Here is a 20,968-nt window from a genome sequence, read left to right as displayed (position 1 = left end):
GATCGCCTTCACACCGAATGGAGAGTGTCAGCGATCGTTCCCATCAGGTTCTGCATGTCGATGCGCATCGCCGGATTGATCGCTTTCGGCCACGTCGACAGCTTCACGCCGACGAAATCGCGCTGGTGGTCGATGTAGATTATCTGCCCGTAGACGCCGAGCGCCAGGATGACAGGCGCGTCGACATCGGCGATCCAGAACTGGTTGCGGTAGGCCCCGTTGGGGCGGTCGGCGCGGTATCGATCGGGAAATCGTGAGGAGTCGCCAATGCGCGTGTGCGCCACCCATTGCTCCGGCACGACCTGCCTGCCATTGGCGCAGCCGTCCCGCGCGTAAATCATACCGAAGCGGCCTAGATCGCGCAGACTGGCCGACAGGCCACCGTCGGCGATGGCAAATCCCTCTGGATCGACTGCGAAATTGGCTTCGTCCTCGGCGCCCATCGGTTGCCAGATCAGTTCGGACACGAGATCCGCGAGCCTTCGCCCGACGGCAGCCTCGATGCAAAGGCCGAGCACTTCGGTTTCCATCGATCGATATTCGAACTCCTGGCCATGCGGGCGTGAGAGGCGGCGCAGTGAGGCGACCAGTTCGCGCACGGTTCGCGGACTTGCATTGCCGGGCGGCGCGGCCTTCCAGCCGACCGCGATATCCATCAGGCCGATGCCGGAAACGGGATCGGCCATGTCCTCCGGGAAGTGCACGCCGCTGGTCATGTCGAGCAAATGGCTGACGGTGACATCGCCATAGGCGCAGGCCGCTAGTTCGGGCACATAGGCCGCGACGGTCCTGTCTAGGGGGAAACAGCCCTGATGATGGAGGATTCCGGTAAGCGCCGCCACGACCGATTTCGATACCGACTGCGTCAGGTGCACGCTGCCGGGCCGCATACCGTTGCGATATTCCTCAAAGACGACCTGGCCGCGATGCAGGATGAGAAAGCCGTCGGTCCATGAGCCGTCGAGCGCGGCGGCCGCATTGACCCTGTCGCCGCGATGATCGGTGAAGGTGAGGGCGGCGAGGTCGAGGCCGGTGTCCGCCGCGATGAGGGCCATCGGTTTTCCGCTAGCGATCGGGACGGTGGGCAGGAAATCGCTTATGTGCTGGTAGGCCCAGCGATTATGCGGCGCGCGGTCCCAGTCGGCCAACAACAGGTCCCTGGGCGTTGGCTCGCGCCCCGGTTCAGGATCGCGCATCGGCCAGGATCATGTCCGCCGCCTTTTCCGCGATCATGACCACGGCGGCATGGGTGTTGCCGCGCACGATGCGCGGCATGATCGAGGCATCGACCACGCGCAGGCTGGCGATGCCGTTGACGCGCAGGCGCGGATCGACGACGGCGCCGGCATCGGCGCCCATGCGGCAGGTGCCGACGGCGTGGATGTCGGAACCCGCCTTCTGGCGGATGAAGTCGAGGATTTCGTCGTCGGTCTGCACATCCTTGCCTGGCTGCAGCTCGGAGGCGACATAGGGCTTCATGGCGGGTTGTTCGGAAATCCTGCGCACCAACCTTATGCCGAAGGTCATGGCGCGGATGTCGTATTCGGTCTGGAAAAAGTTGAAGCTGATTCTCGGCGCAGCCATGGCATCGGCTGAGCGCAGCGTGACTGTACCGCGCGCATCGGGATTGACATGTTCGGGGCTGAAGCTGAAGCCGGAAAACGGATGCGGCTTCGCACCTTTGGCCGTGCGTTCGCCGACGCTCCAAGCCGCCATCGCCATCTGGATGTCCGGCCGGTCTTGCGTGTCGTCGCTGCGGGCGAAGCCGCCGACATAGATGCCGGTCTCGGCGAGGTAGCCCTTGCGGGTGAAAGCATATTGCATGCCAACGCCGATGCGCCTCGCCAGACTGTTGGCAATGTCGTTGACGGTGATCGGCCTGGTGCAGCGGAACATCAGCTGGATGCAGGTATGGTCCTGCAGGTTGCGGCCGACTTCCGGCTGGTCAAGGACGCAGCCGATACCGAGGTCCTGCATCGGCGCGGCGGCCCCGATCCCGGACATCATAAGCAGTTGCGGCGAGGCGATGGTGCCTGCCGACAGGATAATTTCGCCAGCCATCGCGATCCGCCTTTGCCCGCCTTGGCTGAACAATACGCCTGTGGCGACGCGGTTCTCGACGACGATCCGCTCCACTCTGGCACCGGTGACGATCCTGAGGTTGGCGCGCTTGCGAGCCGTGGCCAGATAGCCGCGCGCCGTGCTCCAGCGCCGGCCTCTATGGATGTTCATCTGGTAGTAGCCGAAGCCGTCCTGCGCGGCGCCGTTGAAATCGTCGTTGCGCTCGAGCCCGGCCTGCGCCGCCGCCGCGCAGAGTGCGTTCGGCAGTTCGTGGTCGAACGACTGGTCTGACACTTTCAGCGGGCCGCCGACACCGTGCCAATGGTCGGCGCCGCGCGACTGGTCTTCGGCCTTGCGGAAATAGGGCAGGACCTCGTCATAAGACCAGCCGTCGCAGCCGGCCTTTGCCCAATCGTCGAAATCCTGGGTGTTGCCGCGCACATACATCATGCCGTTGATGGAGCTCGATCCGCCCAGCACCTTGCCGCGCGGCTGGTAGAGCACGCGCTCCTGAAGGGCGCTCTCCGGCTCGCTCTCGTACATCCAGTTGTAGCGGCTGTCGGTGAACAGTTTCGAATAGCCCATAGGCAGATGGATCCAGGGGTTCAGGTCCCTGGGGCCGGCTTCGAGCAGCAGGACCTTTTTGTGTCCGCTTTCGCTGAGGCGCGCGGCCAGCACCGCACCGGCCGAACCCGCGCCAATGACGATGAAGTCATAGGGGCCGCCATCAAGCGGTAGGGCATTCTGGGCATCGGGCATCGTCTAGGACCTCGGACACGAACGGGACTGGCATGCGGACGGCCGGCGACAGTCTCGGCAATGGATCATCGCGGCTGTTCCTCGCCGGCGGCCGACAGATATTTGCGAAGATCGAGAAGGTCCAGCGTCAGCGCGCCTTGGCGCAGCCGGTCGCGCATCGCGATTTCCTGTGCGAGGCGCTTTCCGGTGCTTTCGAAGACGCGGCTAATATCGGCCCTTGCTACCGCGCACACCCCGTCGTCGTCGGCGACCACAAGGTCGCCGGGCGCGATGCGGACGCCGCCGCATTGTACCGGGGCACCGATCGATCCGGCATGGATCTTGGTCGCGCCGCGGATGGCCAGCCCCCGGGCCCATACGGGAAAGCGCATCTTGGTCAGTTCCGCCACGTCGCGTACGAAGCCGTCCACCACCACGCCGGCAATGCCCCGGCATGCCGCCGCCTCGGCGAGGATGTCGCCCATATAGCCGCAGGCCTCGCCGTGACCAGACAGCACGATCACGTCACCGGCCGCAGCCTCGGCCACCGCGCGGTGCAGCGCCAGATTGTCGCCGCGCTCGCAACTGACGCAGAAGGCCGGACCGGCAATCGCGAGGCCTGGCACCATCGTCCGCACGGCCGGGTCGACATCGCCGATGCGCCCGTAAGCCTCGTAGACGGTGGCCGCGCCTGCGCGGGCGAAGAACCGCAGCTGCGATGCTTCAATCATCGATTTCCTCCATCAGTTCTATGCGGCAGCCGGGCAGTGGTTCGAAAAAGGCGATCCGTCGATGGCCGAAGCCGCCACGAATCGTAGAGGGGCCCCAAATGAGCCTGGCGCTCCAGTCGGGATTTTCGAGAATGGCGGCGAGGCTCGGCACGGCAAAGCTTGCGTGCAGGAAGCCGCCGGCCGAAGGCGCGTTCTTTCCGTCATAGAGCGCGGTCTCGAAGAAATTGATGCTGATGCCGCCAAAGCGGGCTTCCAGGAACTGTTCGCCATCGATGTCGTGCATGGCCAGCTTCGACCAGCCGCCGGTGCTTTCGACCAGCGCTTCCGCTTCGGCGACGCTGCCGACGCGGAATGCGAGATTGATCAGTTTTGCCTCGCCGTCACTCATCTGGCGTCATCCTCCTTAGTCAGGACCACCCATATCGACCGCCGGAATTTTGATCAACAGAAATTGTTTTATAAGAACAAAAAATTGCGATAAGCGCAAAAACCCAACAAAATTGCTTGACAATCGGTAGGATGGTGGCCTTACATCGGGCTGTTAGGCATAAATGTTGTGTTAAAAACAATGGTTGCCGACCTCAACAAGAATGGGAGACGACTTATGCGTGGTTCGATACTGGCTGCAGGCATTCTTGCGGCCGCGTTTGCCGGAACGGCGTCCGCCGAGGAGGCAACGCTTACGCTCAACACGCCCGGCGGCGCCGTACAGGAAGGCGGGCGCGCCGTGCTCTGGGGGCCGGCGGCCAAGAAGCTCGGCGTCCAGGTGAAAGAAGAGACGGCCGACAACGCCCTCGACGTGCTTCGGCTCGAGGTTGGCTCCAATTCCGTCAAGACCGATATCATTATCATGAGTGGCTACCAGGCGGCGATCGCCGGGGCCGAAGGCATGCTGGAGCCGATCGACTACAAGACCGTTGACGCTTCCGGGTTCCTGCCGGGGACGGCGGCGCCCTATTGCGTCGGCATCTACGGCTACGCGGCGGTGATGGCCTGGAACACCAAGACCTATGCCAAGGAGGCGCCCTCGATCTGGGCCGATTTCTGGAATGTCGAGAAATTTCCGGGCAAGCGGTCGATGCGTTCCGACGCGGAGGCGCAGGTCGAGATGGCGCTGCTGGCCGACGGCGTGGCGCCCAAGGATGTCTATAAAGTGCTGGGCACCGAGGACGGAATCAAACGCGCCATCGCCAAGATCGCGACGCTGAAGCCCAATATCTCCGTCTGGTGGTCTTCGGGTGCGCAGCATGGGCAGTTGATGAAGGACGGCGAGGTGGACATGACGACCGGATGGAACGGCCGTTTCCAGACCGCCAAGGAAGCCGGCGGCCCCGTGAACTACACCTACAACCAGGGCATCCTGACTTACGATTGTTTCGCGGTAACCAAGGGCTCGACCCACAAGGCCGATGCGATGAAGATGATCAACGAGATGTCGTCGGCGCAGTCGCAGGCCGGCCTCACCAAATACGTCTCCTACGGTCCGCTGAACCAGGGCGCCTACAAGACCGGCATCATCAGCAAGCAAGCCGAGGCCGTGCTGCCGACGAGCCCGGCCAATTCGGGCGCGATGATCGTGCAGGACATCGACTGGTGGGCGAAGAACAATGACCACGTCCAGCAGTTGTTCGAAGACATGATGACCGAATAGGCGCTGTCCCCTATGCTTCTTTCCCCGGCCTCCACCCACAGCCAGACAGGTCATATGAGCAGTCGTTCCGCAGAATCGGTCCGCATCGAGGCCGTGTCCAAGATGTATGGCGATTTCCGCGCCCTCGACGATGTCAGCCTGACGGTGGAGGCCGGCGAATTCGTCGCAATTCTCGGCCCGTCGGGCTCAGGCAAGAGCACGCTCTTGATGGCCGTCGCCGGTTTCATCCGCCCCGATCGCGGGCGGATCTTCTTCGGCGACAGCGACATAGTCAGGCTTCCCGCCAACCAGCGCGGCTTCGGCGTCGTCTTCCAGAGCTATGCCCTGTTTCCGCATATGGACGTCTTGGCCAATGTGACGTTTCCGCTGGAGGTTCGCGGCGTGCCGCAGGACGCGGCGCGCAAGCGGGCACTGGCGGCGCTCGACGTCGTCAAGCTTGGCGGCTATGGATCGCGGCGCATCGGCGAACTCTCGGGCGGCCAGCGTCAGCGCGTGGCGCTCGCCCGCGCCATCGTGTTCGAGCCCAAGGTGCTCCTGATGGACGAGCCGCTATCGGCCCTCGACAAGATCCTGCGCGAGGAGATGCAGATCGAAATCCGCGAGCTGCATAACAAGCTGCAGATCACCACACTCTACGTGACCCATGACCAGCGCGAGGCGCTGACAATCGCCGATCGTGTCGCCGTCATGGACAAGGGCAGGATCGTCCAGCTCGACAGTCCCGAAACCATCTACCGGCGGCCGATCAACGAGTTCGTCGCCCGCTTCATCGGCGAGGCGACCATATTGCCGCTGGCCGAGGCGCGCGGCGTTGTGTCTGGCGATCTCGGTGCGGTGGCGCCTTCGGCACATGCGCTGATGGTGCGCAGCGAGGATTTCTGCCTGGCCAGGAGCGGCGACGAAAGCGCCTGGTTTGCGGTGGCCGGCCTGTTGCGAGGCGTCGTCTTCCAAGGCGACAGCTGGCTGCTGCAGGTCGACCTTGCAGGCGGCCAGGCTATGACGGCGCGCGCGCAGAAGCATTTCAGCTCCGAGGTCGCCGAGCTTCAGGTGGGGCAGCCCATCGACCTGTACGTCCGGCGCGACCGCGTGCATTTCCTTCAGGTGTAGACATGTCCGCCCTGAATGCGACCATTTCGAACTCCGCGGCGCATGCCGACAATGGCGGGCGGCTGGCATGGGACGCCAGGCTTGAGCGCTTCGTCTCCTTGGCCTTCACGCTGCCTTGCCTAGCGGTCGTGGCGCTTTGCGTGCTCGTGCCCTGCGCCTGGCTATTCTTCCTGTCGGCCTTCGGCTCAGACGGGAGGCCAAGTTTCGAGAACTATCAGCGCATCCTGGACGGAGCGAGCTACGCGCGCATCTTCGTTACGACCTTCCAGGTCGCGCTGGCAACGGTGGCGGCTTGCGTGCTGATCGGCGTGCCCTTCGCCACCTTCATCAATGGCCTGCCGCCCAGGCGCTCCGTGATCTTCCTGGCGGCGGTGTTGCTGCCGTTCTGGACCTCGCTGCTGGTGCGGGCCTATGCCTGGCTGGTGCTGCTGCAGCGCACCGGCATCATCAATTCGATGCTGATGTGGCTTGGGATCACCAAGGCACCGCTAGAGCTTGCCTTCAACCATTTCGCCACGGTGCTCGGCATGACCCACATCATGCTGCCCATCTTCATCCTTCCGGTGCTGGGTGCCATGCGCAACATCGATCGTGCTCTGATCCGCGCTGCGGCCAGCATGGGGGCGTCCCGGTCCTATACCTATCGCCGGATCTTCCTGCCGCTCGCCGCGCCTGGCATCGCTGCCGGTGCTATCCTCGTCTTCGTAATGAGCCTTGGCTTCTACGTTACGCCTGCCATCCTTGGCGGCGGCAACGTGAACGTCATCTCGATGCGCATCGCGCGCAGCCTCTCCAACTATTCGAACTGGGGCGCCGCCAGCGCGCTCGGCGTGCTGCTGCTGGTGTTCACGGCCTTGCTGTTCGCGCTGAGCTATGGCGTGCAGCGTGTCCTGCTTTCGCGGCAGAGGAGCTGACATGCTTGATGGGTTCGAGGAAACGTCGCTTATCGAGCGGCTGAAATGGGTGCTTGCCATCCTGCTGGTCGTGTTCCTGGCGGCGCCGTCCTTCATCGTCATACCGATGTCGCTCTCGTCGTCGGACTTCCTGGCGTTTCCGCCGCCGTCGCTATCGCTGCGTTGGTACCGGTATTTCCTGGAGTCCATCACCTGGACGCAGGCGGCACGCGCCTCGCTGACCGCCGGAACGTTGACGACGCTGGTGTCGGTGCCGATCGGCATCTTCGCCGCCTATGGCGCAGTGCAGCTCAGCCAGCGCTGGCGGCTGCTGGTCAGCGGGCTCATCGTCCTGCCGGCGGTGATCCCCTCTATCCTCATCGCCATCGGCCTGTTCTTCGTACTGGCCCGCATCGGCATGGTCGGCACCATGACCGGTCTAGTGCTCGGCCATGTGGCGTTGGCGATCCCGGTGGTGTTCGTGGTGATGAGCGCCGCCTTCAGCCAGTTCGATTTCAACCAGGAACGCGCCGCGCGCAGCCTGGGCGCGCGCTGGCACCAGGCCTGGCTCCGAGTCGTGCTGCCGCAGGTGAGCGGACCGATCGTCGCTTCCGGCCTGCTCGCCTTCGTCACTTCGCTCGACGAGGTGGTGGTGGCCATGTTCGTGTCCGGCGGCAACAATGCGACGCTGCCGAAGGTGATGTTCACCGCGCTGCGCGACAAGATCGACCCGACGATCGCCGTTGTGTCGACGGTGTTGCTGGTGGTCGCGACCGTGGCGGTGATCGTCATCCTGCGCAAGGGCGCGGCGGCGCTGAAGGCCTGAGGTCGCATGACTTCACGCGCATTTGCAATACCATTGAGAAACAATTGTTGTCTGGAGGAGACTATAAGTATCTGACGATCTGGCGTCACGGCGTGCTCATACTGCCCGCATTTGCACAGAACTCCACCAGGCGTGCCCCGGATTGTTCGTTTGACAGGTGAGGGCCGACGGCCTATTGCATTGTTTCATAATCAAACTTTCAGGAGACGATGTTGGACAATCCGAACCCCGTGAACGAGGTCGAGAGTCCGGCCGGCCACATCCAGAGCCTCGAAAAGGGCCTGCGCATCCTGGACGAGATCATCGAGGCGCCGGCGCCGCTCAAGCTGTCGGACATCGTGCGGCGCTTCAACATGGATAGGGCGTCCGCCTTCCGCTTCCTGCAGACGCTCGAGCATCGCGGCTTCCTGCGCAAGGACACCACGACCAAGGAGTATGACGTCGGCGGGCGCATCTACTATTGGGCGTCGCGGCTGCGTGAGAAGACGCGGCTGATCGATTCCTTCCACGACCAGTTGCAGCGGTTGGCCAGCATCACCCAGCAGACCACGCATCTGGGGTTGTTCGTCAACGACCGGGTGCTGCTGGCCGATTTCGCGCTGTCGGATTCGATCATCTCGATCCGCCATTGCATCGGCGTCCTGGAGCCGCTCTACAGTTCCGCCGTGGGCAAGGCGGTGCTCGCCTTCCTGCCGCATGAGCAGCGCGAGACGCTGATCAACAACATCGAGTTCGTCCGTCTCACCGGCAACACGATCATGAACGCCGATGCGCTGCGCATCGACCTGGCGGTCACGCGCGAGCGCGGCTATGCGATCGACGCCAACGAGACGCATGAGGGGCTGACCTGCGTGGCCCGCCCGATCTTCGGCAAGGACAACATTCCCGTCGCCTCGATCGGCATTACCTGCGTGACGGCGCTGGTCGGCGCGGAGCCCGGCAAGTTCGAGCATCTGATCCATTCCATCCAGGCGATGGGAAACGAGATCACCACGAATCTTGCCGTCTAGCACGCGCGCCTCGCGCGCCCGCGATCAGGCTGCCGCCTTGCGGTAGAGGAAGAGGGTGGCAAGCCGGTTCTGCTGCGACTGTTCGTGCTCGTTCTCCAGCCGGCGCAAGGGGGTCTCGAAGGCCGACAGGTCAAGCTGCGTGGCATCGGGATGGTCGATCTCGAACAAATTGTCCGAGGGATCACGCACGAACATCTGCAATTCGCCCGACGGCAGAAGCCACAGGTCGGCATAGCGCGTGCCTTCCTCGAAGGCACCCCGCGCCCGCAATGCCCGGTAGGCGCCAATGAAGTCGGTCACCTCAACCGCGAAATGCTGGTAAGTGCGCACGCCGGTAGTCGGGCCGACCTGCTGGAGGTGGAGCTGCAAATTGCCGAGCCGCATCCAGCACACCGGGAAACCGAAATTCGGTGCCTGCACGCGCTCGCATCCCAGGACTTCGCGATAGAAAGCTTCCGACTCGGCAAGGTCGTGAGCGGGAATGCTGACATGGTTCAGCGTGGCTGACTGGGGTTGTTGGCTCATCGTTCGCTCCTCGGGCGTGTTGCGGCTTTTGCCGGCTGAAATCTGGGGCAATATCGCGCATTGATAAAAAATATCAACGATTATTGTTCTAGTAGATATGCTTGCGTGGGGTGTTTTCCGGTTTAGTGCCCGAAAGTGTTGAAATCAGGCATCCGACGCTTTGATATTTCGGTACAATCGTTGTCCTAATAGATGTATGTAGATCGCCGTGTGAAGAATCAAACGCGAGAGGATTGCATGAGGCGGTGTCTGATCATTTCCGGGGGCTATGCGCCGCACCGCGCGTTCGAGGCGGGCGAGCGCGTCCGGTCCATGCTCGAAGAAGACGGATTCGTGGTGACGCACAGCGAAACGCTCGATGCCTATGACAGGGAAGACCTCGCGGCCTATGACCTGATTGTGCCCAACTGGACGGTGGGCCAGATGAGCGTCGACACGTCGAAACGGCTTTGGCAGGCGATCTGGTCGGGCGTCGGGCTTGGCGGCTTTCATGGTGGCATGGCTGACGGCTTCCGCGACAATGACCGGTTCCGCTACATGGTCGGCGGCGCCTATGTGTGCGAGCCCGGCGGAATAACGCGTTACACGGTCGAGAACGCGCGCCCGGACGATTCGATCATGGCCGGTATTCCCGATTTCGAATACCATTCGGAGCAATATTACATGCATGTTGACCCGGCCAACGAAGTGCTGGCGAGTACCCGCTTCAACGGGCTGAACTATCCCTGGATCGACGGGGTCGTGATGCCGACAGTGTGGAAGAAGCCGTTCGGCAATGGGCGCGTCTTCTTCAGCGCGCTTGGCCATGTGCCGGAGGAATTCGACAATGCGTCGATGAGTATAATCCTTCGGCGGGGGTTGAATTGGGCTAGCCGCACGAGTTCTCGGCCTTAGTAGATAGAACAGTCGCGCGGCGCTGGAGAAACCGATGCCGGCTTCAGAGGCTAGCGGTCAGCACAGCCTTGGATGTGAAAGGTCGACCTTCAGCCACACATAACCCAAGGGCGGACATTCCGCTTGCGGCCCGAAGAGGTCCTTGTACAGTTCTACAATCAGGGATTGACTGGGGTTCCTGGAAGCTTTTCGAACTTTCTGCGTCGCGCGTCAGCCCGAATTTCGGTTGCTTATGGACAAAGTGGGACACTAGGTTCGGTTTTGGATAGCTTTGAAGGCGGCGACTTGGCGGGGTCTCTTTTCACTACGGTGCGGCCTCGTCCGACATCTCAGCCCGAATTGCGAGTGCTTATGGCCCAAATTAGGCCATTAGATTCGGTTTTGGAGAAGTCTGAGGCATCGCCACTCTGGCGCGGGTGACTTCGCAGGTCGTCACCGTCAGCAGCACGAAACGCTACGTGTTAAATGACAGCTGTGCGTCTCAATCTCGGTCGCTAAGCATGAATCTGGCACCCCAACCAAGGCGGCGATCGGGAATGAGCACCGTCGAACTCAAAAAGGAGGGAAACTGACTTGATCGAGGAACCGCCAAGCATCTGACCGGCCAAACGACTACAAGTCGCTTCCCGCGGAGCCGTTTAGCGTTGTCACCGGAAACCGTCTACGCTGCTGCTGGAACGCCCGACGCCAGAGGTTGGCGCGTTTAGGCCATCACCGGGGCGATTTTTGAGGAGCCGCCGCCGCTATCCTCCACGACTGGATGCTGAGCTGACACTGGCCGCAGAGGCAGGGTGGGCTTTGCGACGTAGGCGCACCCGCCCGCCGGCCCACATTGACGCGCGACTCTTTCGCTGCAAAGGTATATTAACGATTTGTTAACCAAGTGTCAGTCGCCGCTGAAAGCAGGGGGGTAATTTGGAACCGTTTCTGGGAGCAAATCGCCTGAATTGGGATGATCGGGCCGAACTGCATTCGACCGACACGACGGGCAGCTACCAGATTGAAAATGTGCTGGCAGGCGGATCCAATCTCTATGAGCTGGAAACGGGCGAGGTCGGCGATATCGTCGGCAAGGATATCGTCCATTTGCAATGTCACATCGGGCTCGACACGATCAGCTTGAAGAATCTCGGTGCTGGCAGCGTGATCGGTCTCGACTTTTCACCGACCGCGATCGCAGCTGCGCGGGATTTCGCCGCGAAGGCAGGTACTGATGTGCGCTTCGTGGAAGCGCCACTATTCGAGGCAGTTGAAGCGCTCGGCCGGACCTTTGACATCGCCTACGTTACCTGGGGTTCGGTAAATTGGCTGGACGATGTGTTCCGATGGGCGCGGGTCGTTGCGGATCTCCTGAGACCAGGTGGCCGGCTCTATATGGCCGAGGGCCATCCGTTGATGTTTCAGTGTGATCGTAAGGCCGCGGCGCTGGAGTTTAAGCACGATTGGAGAACGCCTATAGCTCGGCCGCTCGCATGGAACGAGGAACGGACCTATACCGGCGACGACCGCATTTTGAAGCATCCTCGGTATTATGAGTGGATCCATCCGATCAGCGACGTGGTGAACGCACTGATTTCGGCGGGGCTGACGCTCGATTTTCTGAATGAGCATGACACGGTTTCGTGGCAGCACTTTTCATTTGCAGTGAGGGCAGGCAAGGATATGTACGGCCTGCCAAACAACTCCCCCAAGATCCCAATGGCCTATTCCATTGGCGCGACGAAGCGAAGCGTCGGCAAGATACCATACCTTGTTGCTCCTAAGGTTATCGAGGGACACTAGGGCCGCACCCCAAGTAGCTCCAGTGCTCACCGCTAGCCGAGGGGCTGGCTGGAAACGCACGGCTCCTCGAGACCGATGGCTGCTCCTGCGTCAAGTGCCGACGGCGGCGTGTCCATCCTGGCTGTTCCTGCATGGACAGTGGTGTCGACACACGGTCGGAAGTGCAAAGTTTTCACGACTAAGAAGTTCAAAATTAATTAATGGAAGCTAATGTTCTGTCGGCGGGTCGATCCGAGAACCTGATTAACACAGGGGAGTTCCACCCTATTGGCTCTTTTCGGCGGTAGGTTCAGCGGCATAAAGGAAGCTGTTTTTTCGTCGGCAAATATTCCGGCCGCAGTGGCGATTTTGGTTATTGCCATCAGCGCGGCCTATGCGGACCATCAGAACAAAATCGTTTCGGACCAGGCCGCTCGTGCGGATGTCCTGGCCAAGGTCAATCTGATCCGCGCCAAGCTAGAGGGGAACATCAACGGGAACCTCCAACTCGTGCATGGGGTTGTCGCGACGGTCGTGACTGAACCCTATATGGGACAGCAGCGCTTCGCTTCGCTCGCGAGCAACCTCTTTGGCGGCGACTCGCAATTGAACAATATTGCTGGCGCGCCCGATCTGGTCGTTTCCTTGATGTACCCTCTGAAGGGCAACGAGAAAGCGATAGGCCTCGATTACCGAATGGACGATCGGCAGCGTAACGCCGCGCTGCGGGCGCGAGACGAGCGCAAGTTGATTCTTGCCGGTCCGGTCGACCTGAAGCAGGGCGGCCAAGGCTTCATCGGCCGCTTTCCGGTTTTTGTGCCGAGCGCGGGCAACACTGAAAGATTCTGGGGCATCATTTCCGCCGTTGTCGACGTGCAGCGCCTTTACAAGGCGAGCGGCCTGCTTGACGATGATCTCGGGATTGACGTCGCGCTCATTGGTAAAGACGCCCTCGGCCCAAGCGGAGATCAATTCTTCGGCGATGTGGGCGTCCGCAAAAACAATCCAGTGACGGCCGAAGTTCTGCTCCCGTCAGGATCGTGGCAAATCGCAGCAATCCCCAAAAACGGCTGGCCTTCGACTCCCAGCAACGCGTGGTTCCTGCGCGCAATCATGGCCGTGGCCGGGGCGCTGATTGTGATCCCATTCTTGGTCACAGGTCGTCTGATTGGCGAGAGACAGCGTAACTATGCGGAACTGCGTCAATTGTCGAGACGACTAGAACTCGCTTTGGAGGCATCGGCTATTGGCGTTTGGGAACACGATCTCGCGACCAATGACCTGTCGTGGGACGATCGGGTCAATGAAATATATGGCAGACCCAGCGATGGAGGACGTCGAGGCTACTCGGATTGGGCAGGCGCAATTCACCCCCTGGACTTGGCCGCCGCCCACGCAGATTTCGACCATGCCGTGGCCAGCCGCGGAACATATTCGTCGGAATACCGAATTGTTCGTCCGGATGGCGAGATTCGTCATGTCCGATCTAAGGCGACCATATACCAAGCCCCAAATGAGACGCCCAAAATGATTGGTGCGGAATGGGACGTCACAGCCGACGTCCTGCTAAACAGCGATCTGGTTCGCTCGAAACAACTGTCCGAGTCGAGAAATGTCGAACTCGAGGCGGCCAAGGCCCGCATCGAGCATATCGCGCTTCATGATTCTGCTCACCGGTTTGCCCAACCGTCGTTACCTCGACCAGGTAATGGAACAGTACGCAGCCAACTGCAGGCGCGACGGCGGTCAAGCGGCCCTGCTTCACATCGACCTGGATCGGTTCAAGCACATCAACGATACGCTCGGCCACGCTGCGGGCGACGCGATGTTGGTTCACGCATCCACCGTCCTTCGATCCAAGGTCGAGGATGGAGGATTCGTCGCTCGGATCGGAGGAGACGAATTCGTCATCCTGTGCACGGTGAATGACGATATCAAGCGACTGGCACTGCTGGCCGACCGCCTCATCAGCCAGATGAGCGAGCCCGTCTACTACCAAGGCCACCGATGCCGGTTTGGTGTTAGCGTGGGAATTGCGGTCGACAACGGAAAAGACGTCGAAGCCAAGCACCTCCTGGTGAACGCCGACATCGCGCTTTACCGAGCAAAGAACCGTGGGCGCAATCGGCACGAATTCTTCACTGAAGCGATGCAAAGCGAAATCGTCGACACAAAGCGGATGGCCGACGAAATTCTTGGCGGCCTTGAGCGCAATGAGTTCATAGCCTTCTACCAACCCCAATTTGGTGCAAAAACTCTCGAAATTGTCGGAGTCGAGGCGCTTGCGCGATGGAGGCACCCAAAGAAGGGCATCTTAGCACCGGATGTCTTTCTAAGGATTGCAGAAGAACTAAACGTCGTTTCGATGATCGATCGAACCATACTGGACCAAGCGCTTTCAGATTTTGAAAACTGGTCTGCTGCGAATCTTCATATACCGCGTGTATCAGTCAACGTTTCGGCACGGCGGCTCCAAGATGAAGAACTCATAAAGAGCTTGCGAGATATGAATATCAAGAAGGGAACAGTTTCATTTGAGCTTGTTGAGTCCATTTTCCTTGACAAAAACGATGATTTGGTGACATGGAATGTCGATCAAATCAAGCAACTGGGCATTGATATAGAGATAGATGATTTTGGTACGGGCTATGCCTCCATAGTCAGCCTGCTCAAGATACAGCCGCGCCGACTGAAGATTGATCGGCAGCTGGTCATTCCAATAGTCGAATCTCCGCAACGAAGGCAGATTGTCTCGTCGATCATCGAGATCGGCAAATCCCTAGGTATCAAGGTCATAGCGGAAGGCGTCGAGACGATGGAGCACGCTCGCATACTGAAGGAGTTGGGCTGCGACATACTGCAGGGTTATGCCTTCGGGCAGGCGTTGGATTCCGAGGGGCTGAAGGTCTTGGTTCGCTCTCAACGCCTGCGCGCGGCCAGCTAGAGCGGCTCACGACTTGATGGAATCGAAAGGGATTGCTGGTTTTGTGATTCAAGATGCTGGCTGGAGTGGAGGCCAGCATCTGATGACTCGACCTCTTTCCAATGATCTTCGCGAGCGGGTTGTGGCGGCGGTTTTGAGTGGCGAGAGTCGCCGGTCGGCCGCGAAACGGTTCGGCATTTCGGTTTCGGCCGCGGTGAAGCTGTTGCAGCGCCATGGGACGACCGGCTCGGTGGCGCCGGGCAAGATAGGCGGATGTGTTTCGGCGTGGAATAAGGACCCCGTTTCAGGGGTGATCGGCGTCCAAAAAGGACCCCTGTAACGCGGGGTTGTCACACTGCCTCCGGGTTCATCGGAGGCATTTGTTTTGGATGTTGGTTGTGGAGACGATTGCGAAGATACGCCGGCTGTCGCTGGTTCATGGGAAGTCGATCAAGGAGATTTGCCGCGAGTTGCGGATCTCCCGGAAGGTCGTCCGCAAGGTTCTGCGATCTGATGCGACTGAGTTCCGTTACGAGCGCGAGCGGCAGCCGATGCCGAAGATCGGTCCCTGGCAGGGTCAGCTCGATGGATTTTTGAACGGCAATCACAGCAAGGTTGGGCGCGAGCGGCTAACGCTGATCCGGATCTTTGAGGAGCTTCGCGGTCTCGGATACGACGGCAGCTACGATGCGGTTCGCCGATACGCCAAGAGCTGGTCGAAGGCGCAGGGATCAGCGACGGCGGAAGCCTATGTGCCGTTGTTCTTCCCGCCGGGCGAGGCCTACCAGTTCGACTGGAGCCACGAGATCGTCCTGATCAATGGCGTGACTGTGACCGTGAAGGTCGCCCATGTCCGGCTCTGCCACAGCCGCATGATGTTCGTCAGGGCCTATCCGCGCGAGACGCAGGAGATGGTGTTCGACGCGCACGACCGCGCTTTTGCCTTCTTCGGTGGTGCCTGCACGCGCGGCATCTACGACAACATGAAGACCGCGGTGGAGACGGTGTTCGTCGGCAAGGACCGCCAATACAATCGCCGCTTCCTGCAGATGTGCAGCCATTATCTGGTGCAGCCGGTCGCCTGCACGCCGGCGTCGGGCTGGGAGAAGGGTCAGGTCGAGAATCAGGTCGGGCTGGTGCGCGAGCGCTTCTTCACGCCGCGGCTACGCTTCAAATCCTATGACGAACTCAACGCCTGGCTGCTCGACAAATGCATCGCCTACACCAAGGCGCACCGTCATATTGACCAGCCGGAGCGCACGATCTGGAACGTGTTCGAGGAAGAGCGCGGCAAGCTTGTCGAGTATCGTGGGCCCTTCGATGGATTCCACACGGTCCCCGCCTCGGTGTCGAAGACCTGCACGGTGCGCTTCGACAACAACAAATACTCGGTGCTCTCGACGGCCGTCGGCCGCCCCGTCGAGGTCCAGGCCTATGCCGATCGCATCGTCATCCGTCAGGACGGCAGCCTCGTCGCCGAACATGTCCGCTCGTTCGGGCGCGGCGAGACGATCTACGACCCCTGGCACTATGTCCCAGTGCTTGCCCGCAAGCCCGGAGCGTTGCGCAATGGCGCGCCGTTCCAGGGCTGGGTTCTGCCATCGGCAATGGAGCGGGTCCGGCGCAGATTGAAGTCCGCGGACGACGGCGATCGGCAGATGGTGGCGATCCTGGCTACCGTTCTCAGTGACGGTCTCGACGCGGTCGAGGCGGCCTGCCAAGAGGCACTCGACCAGAACGTCTGCTCGTCAGCCGTCATCATCAACATCCTGGCACGGCAGCGCGATCCGGCGCCGGCAATCACCGTTCTTACTCCGGACGCGCTCCGCCTGCAGCATGAGCCGCAGGCCGACTGCGCCCGCTACGACAGCCTCAGGAGGGCAAGCTGATGGAACGCACCCAGGTTCTGGATCTTATGGGGACGCTGAAGCTCTATGGCATGCGCAGCGCCTACGACGAGGTCATGGCGACAGGCATCAAGCGCCAGCACGAGCCGCCGAGGATCGTCGGCGATCTGCTGTCGGCCGAGATCGCCGAGAAGCAGGCCCGCTCCATCAAATACCAGCTCACTGTCGCCAAGCTGCCGATCGCCAAGGACATCGATGAGTTCGACTTTGACGGCACGCCAGTCAACGAGGTGCTGGTCCGGGACCTTGCCAACGGCACCTTCGTTGCCGATCAGCGCAATGCCGTTCTCATCGGCGGCACCGGAACCGGCAAGTCGCATCTGGCAATCGCCATTGCCCGCGCCCTGATCCGCAACGGCTCACGTGGCCGCTTCTTCAACGTCGTCGATCTCGTCAACCGGCTCGAGATCGAGCACCGTGGCGGCAAGCAAGGCCGCATCGCCGACTACCTCACCCGGCTCGACTTCGTCGTGCTCGACGAGCTCGGCTATCTCCCGTTCGCCCAGGCCGGTGGGCAGTTGCTCTTCCATCTGATCAGCCGGCTCTACGAGCGCACATCGATCATCGTCACCACCAACCTGGCATTCGGCGAATGGCCCGCCGTCTTCGGCGACCCCAAGATGACCACCGCGCTGCTCGACCGTCTCACCCATCACTGCGAGATCATCGAGACCGGAAACGAATCCTGGCGCTTCAAGAACCGCGCCTGATCACCCCATCACGCCGATCCGCACTCGCCGGGCTGCGCAACCCAGACCAGCTCCGCCCGGCGAGCGCTGACCATTGTGCCTCAAAAAAGGGGTCCCTTTTGCGAGCCGATCCAGGGTCCCAATTGCGGGCCGATTGACATAGGCGGACACCGCAAGCGGATTCTTGAGCCGCATCGGTCCTTCATCGTGGAGCGGATCAATCAGACTTCTGATCTGACGCTGCATGGGCTGAAGGACGAGTTGGCCGCGCGCGGGGTCAAGGTCTCGCACAACGCGGCTGGATGTTCCTGCGCCGCGAGGGGCTGAGTTTCAAAAAACGCTGTTCGCCCTTGAGCAGGCGCGTGCTGATATCGCCCGCAGGCGCCAACGATGGCGATCCTGGCAGGTCAGCCTGGACCCGCAGAGACTGGTCTTCATCGATGAAACCTGGATCAAGACCAACATGGCTCCGCTGCGAGGTTGGGGGCCGAAGGGCAAGCGGCTGCGCGGTTGGCTCCGCACGGCCACTGGCGCACGCTGACCTTCCTCGGCGCGCTGCGCTGGGACCGGCTCGCGGCACCTTGCGTCTTCGACGCGCCGATCAACGGCCAGTGCTTCCGCGCCTATGTCGAGCAGCAGCTCACTGCCGGTGCCAAGCTTTGGTACCTGCCGCCCTACTCTCCGGACCTCAATCCGATCGAGCAAGCCTTCGCCAAAATCAAACAATGGATGCATGGCCGGTCTGTGTAGCATGCCGTCATCAGATTAATCCGGTCCATCCAAAATTTCTCTCACTTTTGCCGCCAACTGCTCCAAGGAGGCTGGCTTCTGCAGCAGGGGCACGTCCGGGTCCGTGTGGCGTGCGTAGCCCGTAGTAAAAAGAATTTTGAGGTGGGGTCGGCGGTGTCGCGCTTCGTCGGCGAGACGAAGGCCGTTCAAGTCGGGCAAGACCACGTCGGTGAAAAGAAGGCAGATGTCGGGGTGCTGCGCGAGCGCGTTCAATGCTTCGGCAGCAGCCCCTGCTTCGATCACGCGATAGCCCAGTTCACGCAGCGTCTGAGCCGTCAGCGACCGCACCTGATCGTCATCCTCGGCCAGGAGTATGACCTCATTATCGGAGGCTGACGCCAAAGCGCCTGTGGGCGGAGGCTTCGGTATTTCGGTAGTGGAGCGCAGCCGAGGCAGGTAAAGTTTTATCGCAGTACCATGCCCAACCTCGGAGTAGATCTTGAGGTGACCATTCGACTGCTTGACGAAGCCGAACACTTGGCTCAATCCCAAGCCTGTACCCTTGCCTACGCCCTTTGTGGTGAAGAAGGGCTCAAAGGCCTTGGCCATGACCTCGGAAGTCATGCCGGTACCGGTGTCTGTAACGGCTACCATGACATATTGCCCTGATGTAATAGCGTACTCCGCGGCGTAATTCTCATCGAGGTCGCAATTGGCAGTCTCGATGGTCAATCGTCCACCCTCCGGCATGGCATCGCGCGCATTGATCGCGAGATTCAAGATAGCGCTTTCGAGGAGGTTCTTGTCGGCGTTGATCTGCCAAAGCTCGCTCCCCAAGGCGGTCTCGAGGTGTACCTCTTCGCCTAACGTGCGGCGCAGAAGCTCCGACATTTCGGAGACCATCTGATTGGTTTGGATCGCTTCAGGTGCAAGGCTCTGCTGACGCGAGAAGGTGAGCAGGCGGCGTGTCAATCCGGCGGCGCGATTAACGCCTTCTTGTGCTGCAGAAATGAAGCGCGCGACGTCCTCGCCCTTGGCCAGCCGTCTCTCAAGCAGACTGAGCGAAGAGCCGATGACGGCGAGCATGTTATTGAAGTCGTGCGCTATACCGCCCGCCAGCTGGCCCACGGCTTCCATCTTTTGCGCCTGATGAAGGGCCTCTTCCGCTTTCAGGCGCGCTTCGACGGCTTCGGCTACACGTTGTTCGAGCGTGAGGTTAAGTTGGCGGAGTTCAGCACTCGCCTGCTCCGCGGCTCGACGGGCTTCGAGAAGCTCTCGCTCGTAACGCCGGCGATCGGAAGCGTTGAAGATGGTGATGCGAATGAAGAGGAGGTCACCCGCCTCATCGCGCCGCTCGACCGCATTGACGAGAACTGGAAGCGGCGATCCATCGACTCGCACCAAGTCGAGTGCGACCTCGTTGAAAAAACCTTGCATGCGCATCAGCGGCGCAAAGTGGGTTTCGTAGTAGATCTTCCCCGCGATATTTAGGAAGTCCTGAAAGCGTTGTCCCAGAAGGGAAGCTTTGTCTCGACCAAGCCATTTCGAAAACGTGCAGTTCACCTTGGTGATACGTCCGTCTGCGCCAGCGGCGACATATCCGCATGGAGCATTGTCGAACAGAAACAGTCTCGTCAGGCGCGCTGAGATTCGGGCAGTGGCCAGTTGCGTTGAGCAGCATGAAATGGCTGTTCGCCAGCCGGTCAGCGACATACTTGCCAACAGTCTGCGGCGCAATCACATCTTCCGAACATTGCAGGACAAGACAGCGGGCCTTTACTGAAGGCAGGTCGCTGCGGTTGTCGGAAAGAAAAGTAACGCGCGCAAACTTTTTTGCGATCTCTGGATCCGTCATGCAGAACGAATTGGTAAGTTCTTCCCCGAGCTCCGGCCGGTCGGGATTGCCCATGATGACGGGCGCCATAGCCCGCGACCACCCATGTGGTTGTCATCAAGGAAATCCAATAGCTCATGAATTTGCTGCTCACTGAATCCGCCGGTGTAGTCACCATCGTCGACGTAGCGAGGTGACGGACCAATCATGATCAGATCGTCGAAAATCTCGGGAGCCTTGAGCGAAGCGAGGGCGCCGATCATTGCGCTCACGGAATGTCCGACGAACACACCATGGGTGACGCCCAGCGCGCGGCAGACATCGACGACGTCGGCGGCGTAGCCACCTAAAGACGCATACTTCTCCGGCTGGTAAGCCGAAAGGTCGGATCCTCCGCAGCCCACGTGATCGAAAAGAACGATGCGATACTGTTCGGAAAAGGGAGGCCAAACGAAGCGCCACATGTTCTGATCGCAGCCAAAGCCGTGGGCGAAGACCATCGCGCGACTGCCGGCGCCCACCACCTTAACGTTATTGCGCTGCATAATGTTCAAGACTAGTCCTTTGCGTGCCGACCTTTCCCAGTACGCACGACCTGTGTGGGCGCTCCAGCCAGATTTCGTGCCCTGATCCGGGCGCGGCATCAGAAGCCCCGCGTGGAAGCAACCCTTTCCCAGCAATGCCTCACC

14 protein-coding genes and 5 pseudogenes are annotated in these 20,968 nt (G+C 60.8%); 12 read left to right on the top strand and 7 right to left on the bottom strand.

From position 1 onward, the window contains the following. Positions 1-8: 8 nt before the first annotated feature. From AC56QP_RS04055 to AC56QP_RS04040, 4 genes are all read right to left on the bottom strand, one after another. Entirely contained in the window at positions 9-1,196 is a 1,188-nt protein-coding gene (locus AC56QP_RS04055; RefSeq protein WP_497100774.1) for a serine hydrolase domain-containing protein, read from the bottom strand. Continuing rightward, positions 1,183-2,820, bottom strand: coding sequence for a GMC family oxidoreductase (locus tag AC56QP_RS04050; RefSeq protein WP_489860840.1), 1,638 nt, complete (start codon positions 2,818-2,820; stop codon positions 1,183-1,185). Before AC56QP_RS04050 ends, AC56QP_RS04055 begins: the two co-directional genes overlap by 14 nt. Positions 2,821-2,885: 65 nt before the next feature. Beyond that, positions 2,886-3,530, bottom strand: coding sequence for a 4-carboxy-4-hydroxy-2-oxoadipate aldolase/oxaloacetate decarboxylase (locus AC56QP_RS04045; protein WP_489860841.1), 645 nt, complete (start codon positions 3,528-3,530; stop codon positions 2,886-2,888). Beyond that, entirely contained in the window at positions 3,523-3,918 is a 396-nt protein-coding gene (locus AC56QP_RS04040; RefSeq protein ID WP_489860842.1) for a hypothetical protein, read from the bottom strand. The genes AC56QP_RS04045 and AC56QP_RS04040 overlap by 8 nt, the downstream gene beginning before the upstream one ends. A gap of 216 nt (positions 3,919-4,134) precedes the next feature. Between AC56QP_RS04040 and AC56QP_RS04035 the strand changes: the two genes are divergently transcribed. The 5 genes from AC56QP_RS04035 (at position 4,135) to AC56QP_RS04015 (ending at position 9,017) form a co-directional block, all read left to right on the top strand. Then, positions 4,135-5,181 carry an ABC transporter substrate-binding protein gene (locus AC56QP_RS04035; protein WP_489860843.1) on the top strand — a complete coding sequence of 349 codons (1,047 nt, stop codon included), beginning with the start codon at positions 4,135-4,137 and terminating at the stop codon, positions 5,179-5,181. A 54-nt stretch (positions 5,182-5,235) separates the two neighbouring features. Then, on the top strand, positions 5,236-6,288 hold the full coding sequence (locus AC56QP_RS04030) for an ABC transporter ATP-binding protein (protein ID WP_489860844.1): 1,053 nt from the start codon (positions 5,236-5,238) through the stop codon (positions 6,286-6,288). A 2-nt stretch (positions 6,289-6,290) separates the two neighbouring features. After that, positions 6,291-7,202 (top strand): ABC transporter permease, encoded by a 912-nt coding sequence (locus AC56QP_RS04025; RefSeq protein WP_489860845.1) that lies wholly within the window; start codon positions 6,291-6,293, stop codon positions 7,200-7,202. Between the two features lies 1 nt (position 7,203). After that, the gene (locus AC56QP_RS04020) at positions 7,204-8,007 is read left to right on the top strand and encodes an ABC transporter permease (protein ID WP_489860846.1); all 804 of its coding nucleotides are present in this window, start codon (positions 7,204-7,206) and stop codon (positions 8,005-8,007) included. 209 nt (positions 8,008-8,216) lie between these two features. After that, a complete protein-coding gene (locus AC56QP_RS04015) occupies positions 8,217-9,017 on the top strand; it encodes an IclR family transcriptional regulator (protein WP_497100775.1) in 801 nt (266 codons plus the stop codon). A 24-nt stretch (positions 9,018-9,041) separates the two neighbouring features. Here the strand turns inward: AC56QP_RS04015 and AC56QP_RS04010 are convergent, their stop codons facing one another. After that, complete coding sequence (locus tag AC56QP_RS04010; RefSeq protein ID WP_489860847.1) at positions 9,042-9,542, bottom strand: VOC family protein; 501 nt, start codon at positions 9,540-9,542, stop codon at positions 9,042-9,044. A 237-nt stretch (positions 9,543-9,779) separates the two neighbouring features. Between AC56QP_RS04010 and AC56QP_RS04005 the strand changes: the two genes are divergently transcribed. The 7 genes and pseudogenes from AC56QP_RS04005 to AC56QP_RS03975 all read left to right on the top strand — a co-directional run. Further along, positions 9,780-10,436, top strand: coding sequence for a ThuA domain-containing protein (locus AC56QP_RS04005; protein WP_489860848.1), 657 nt, complete (start codon positions 9,780-9,782; stop codon positions 10,434-10,436). 915 nt (positions 10,437-11,351) lie between these two features. After that, positions 11,352-12,218: a class I SAM-dependent methyltransferase gene (locus tag AC56QP_RS04000; protein WP_489863229.1), complete on the top strand. Its 867-nt coding sequence runs from the start codon at positions 11,352-11,354 to the stop codon at positions 12,216-12,218. Positions 12,219-12,515: 297 nt separating this feature from the next. After that, a pseudogene (locus AC56QP_RS03995) lies at positions 12,516-15,141 on the top strand (bifunctional diguanylate cyclase/phosphodiesterase). Between the two features lie 82 nt (positions 15,142-15,223). Further along, a pseudogene (locus AC56QP_RS03990) lies at positions 15,224-15,394 on the top strand (helix-turn-helix domain-containing protein); the annotation flags it as partial. A gap of 115 nt (positions 15,395-15,509) precedes the next feature. Further along, positions 15,510-17,003: pseudogene (istA, locus tag AC56QP_RS03985) on the top strand (IS21 family transposase); the annotation flags it as partial. 5 nt (positions 17,004-17,008) lie between these two features. Continuing rightward, the gene (gene istB / locus AC56QP_RS03980; protein WP_489858710.1) at positions 17,009-17,737 is read left to right on the top strand and encodes an IS21-like element helper ATPase IstB; all 729 of its coding nucleotides are present in this window, start codon (positions 17,009-17,011) and stop codon (positions 17,735-17,737) included. A gap of 129 nt (positions 17,738-17,866) precedes the next feature. Then, positions 17,867-18,448: pseudogene (locus AC56QP_RS03975) on the top strand (transposase); the annotation flags it as partial. Positions 18,449-18,481: 33 nt separating this feature from the next. On the opposite strand, the gene AC56QP_RS03970 reads toward AC56QP_RS03975, so the two are convergent. Both AC56QP_RS03970 and AC56QP_RS03965 read right to left on the bottom strand, forming a co-directional pair. Continuing rightward, positions 18,482-20,182, bottom strand: a complete 1,701-nt coding sequence (locus AC56QP_RS03970) for an ATP-binding protein (protein WP_489860851.1) — start codon at positions 20,180-20,182, stop codon at positions 18,482-18,484. After that, positions 20,067-20,833, bottom strand: a pseudogene (locus AC56QP_RS03965) (alpha/beta fold hydrolase); the annotation flags it as partial. The pseudogene AC56QP_RS03965 and the gene AC56QP_RS03970, both read right to left, overlap by 116 nt. Positions 20,834-20,968: the final 135 nt, after the last annotated feature.

The sequence above is a fragment of the Mesorhizobium sp. RCAM 05104 genome, from assembly GCF_059683645.1.
The sequence above is the reverse complement of the archived record's forward strand: the minus strand, read 5'-3'. Positions and strand labels throughout refer to the sequence as shown.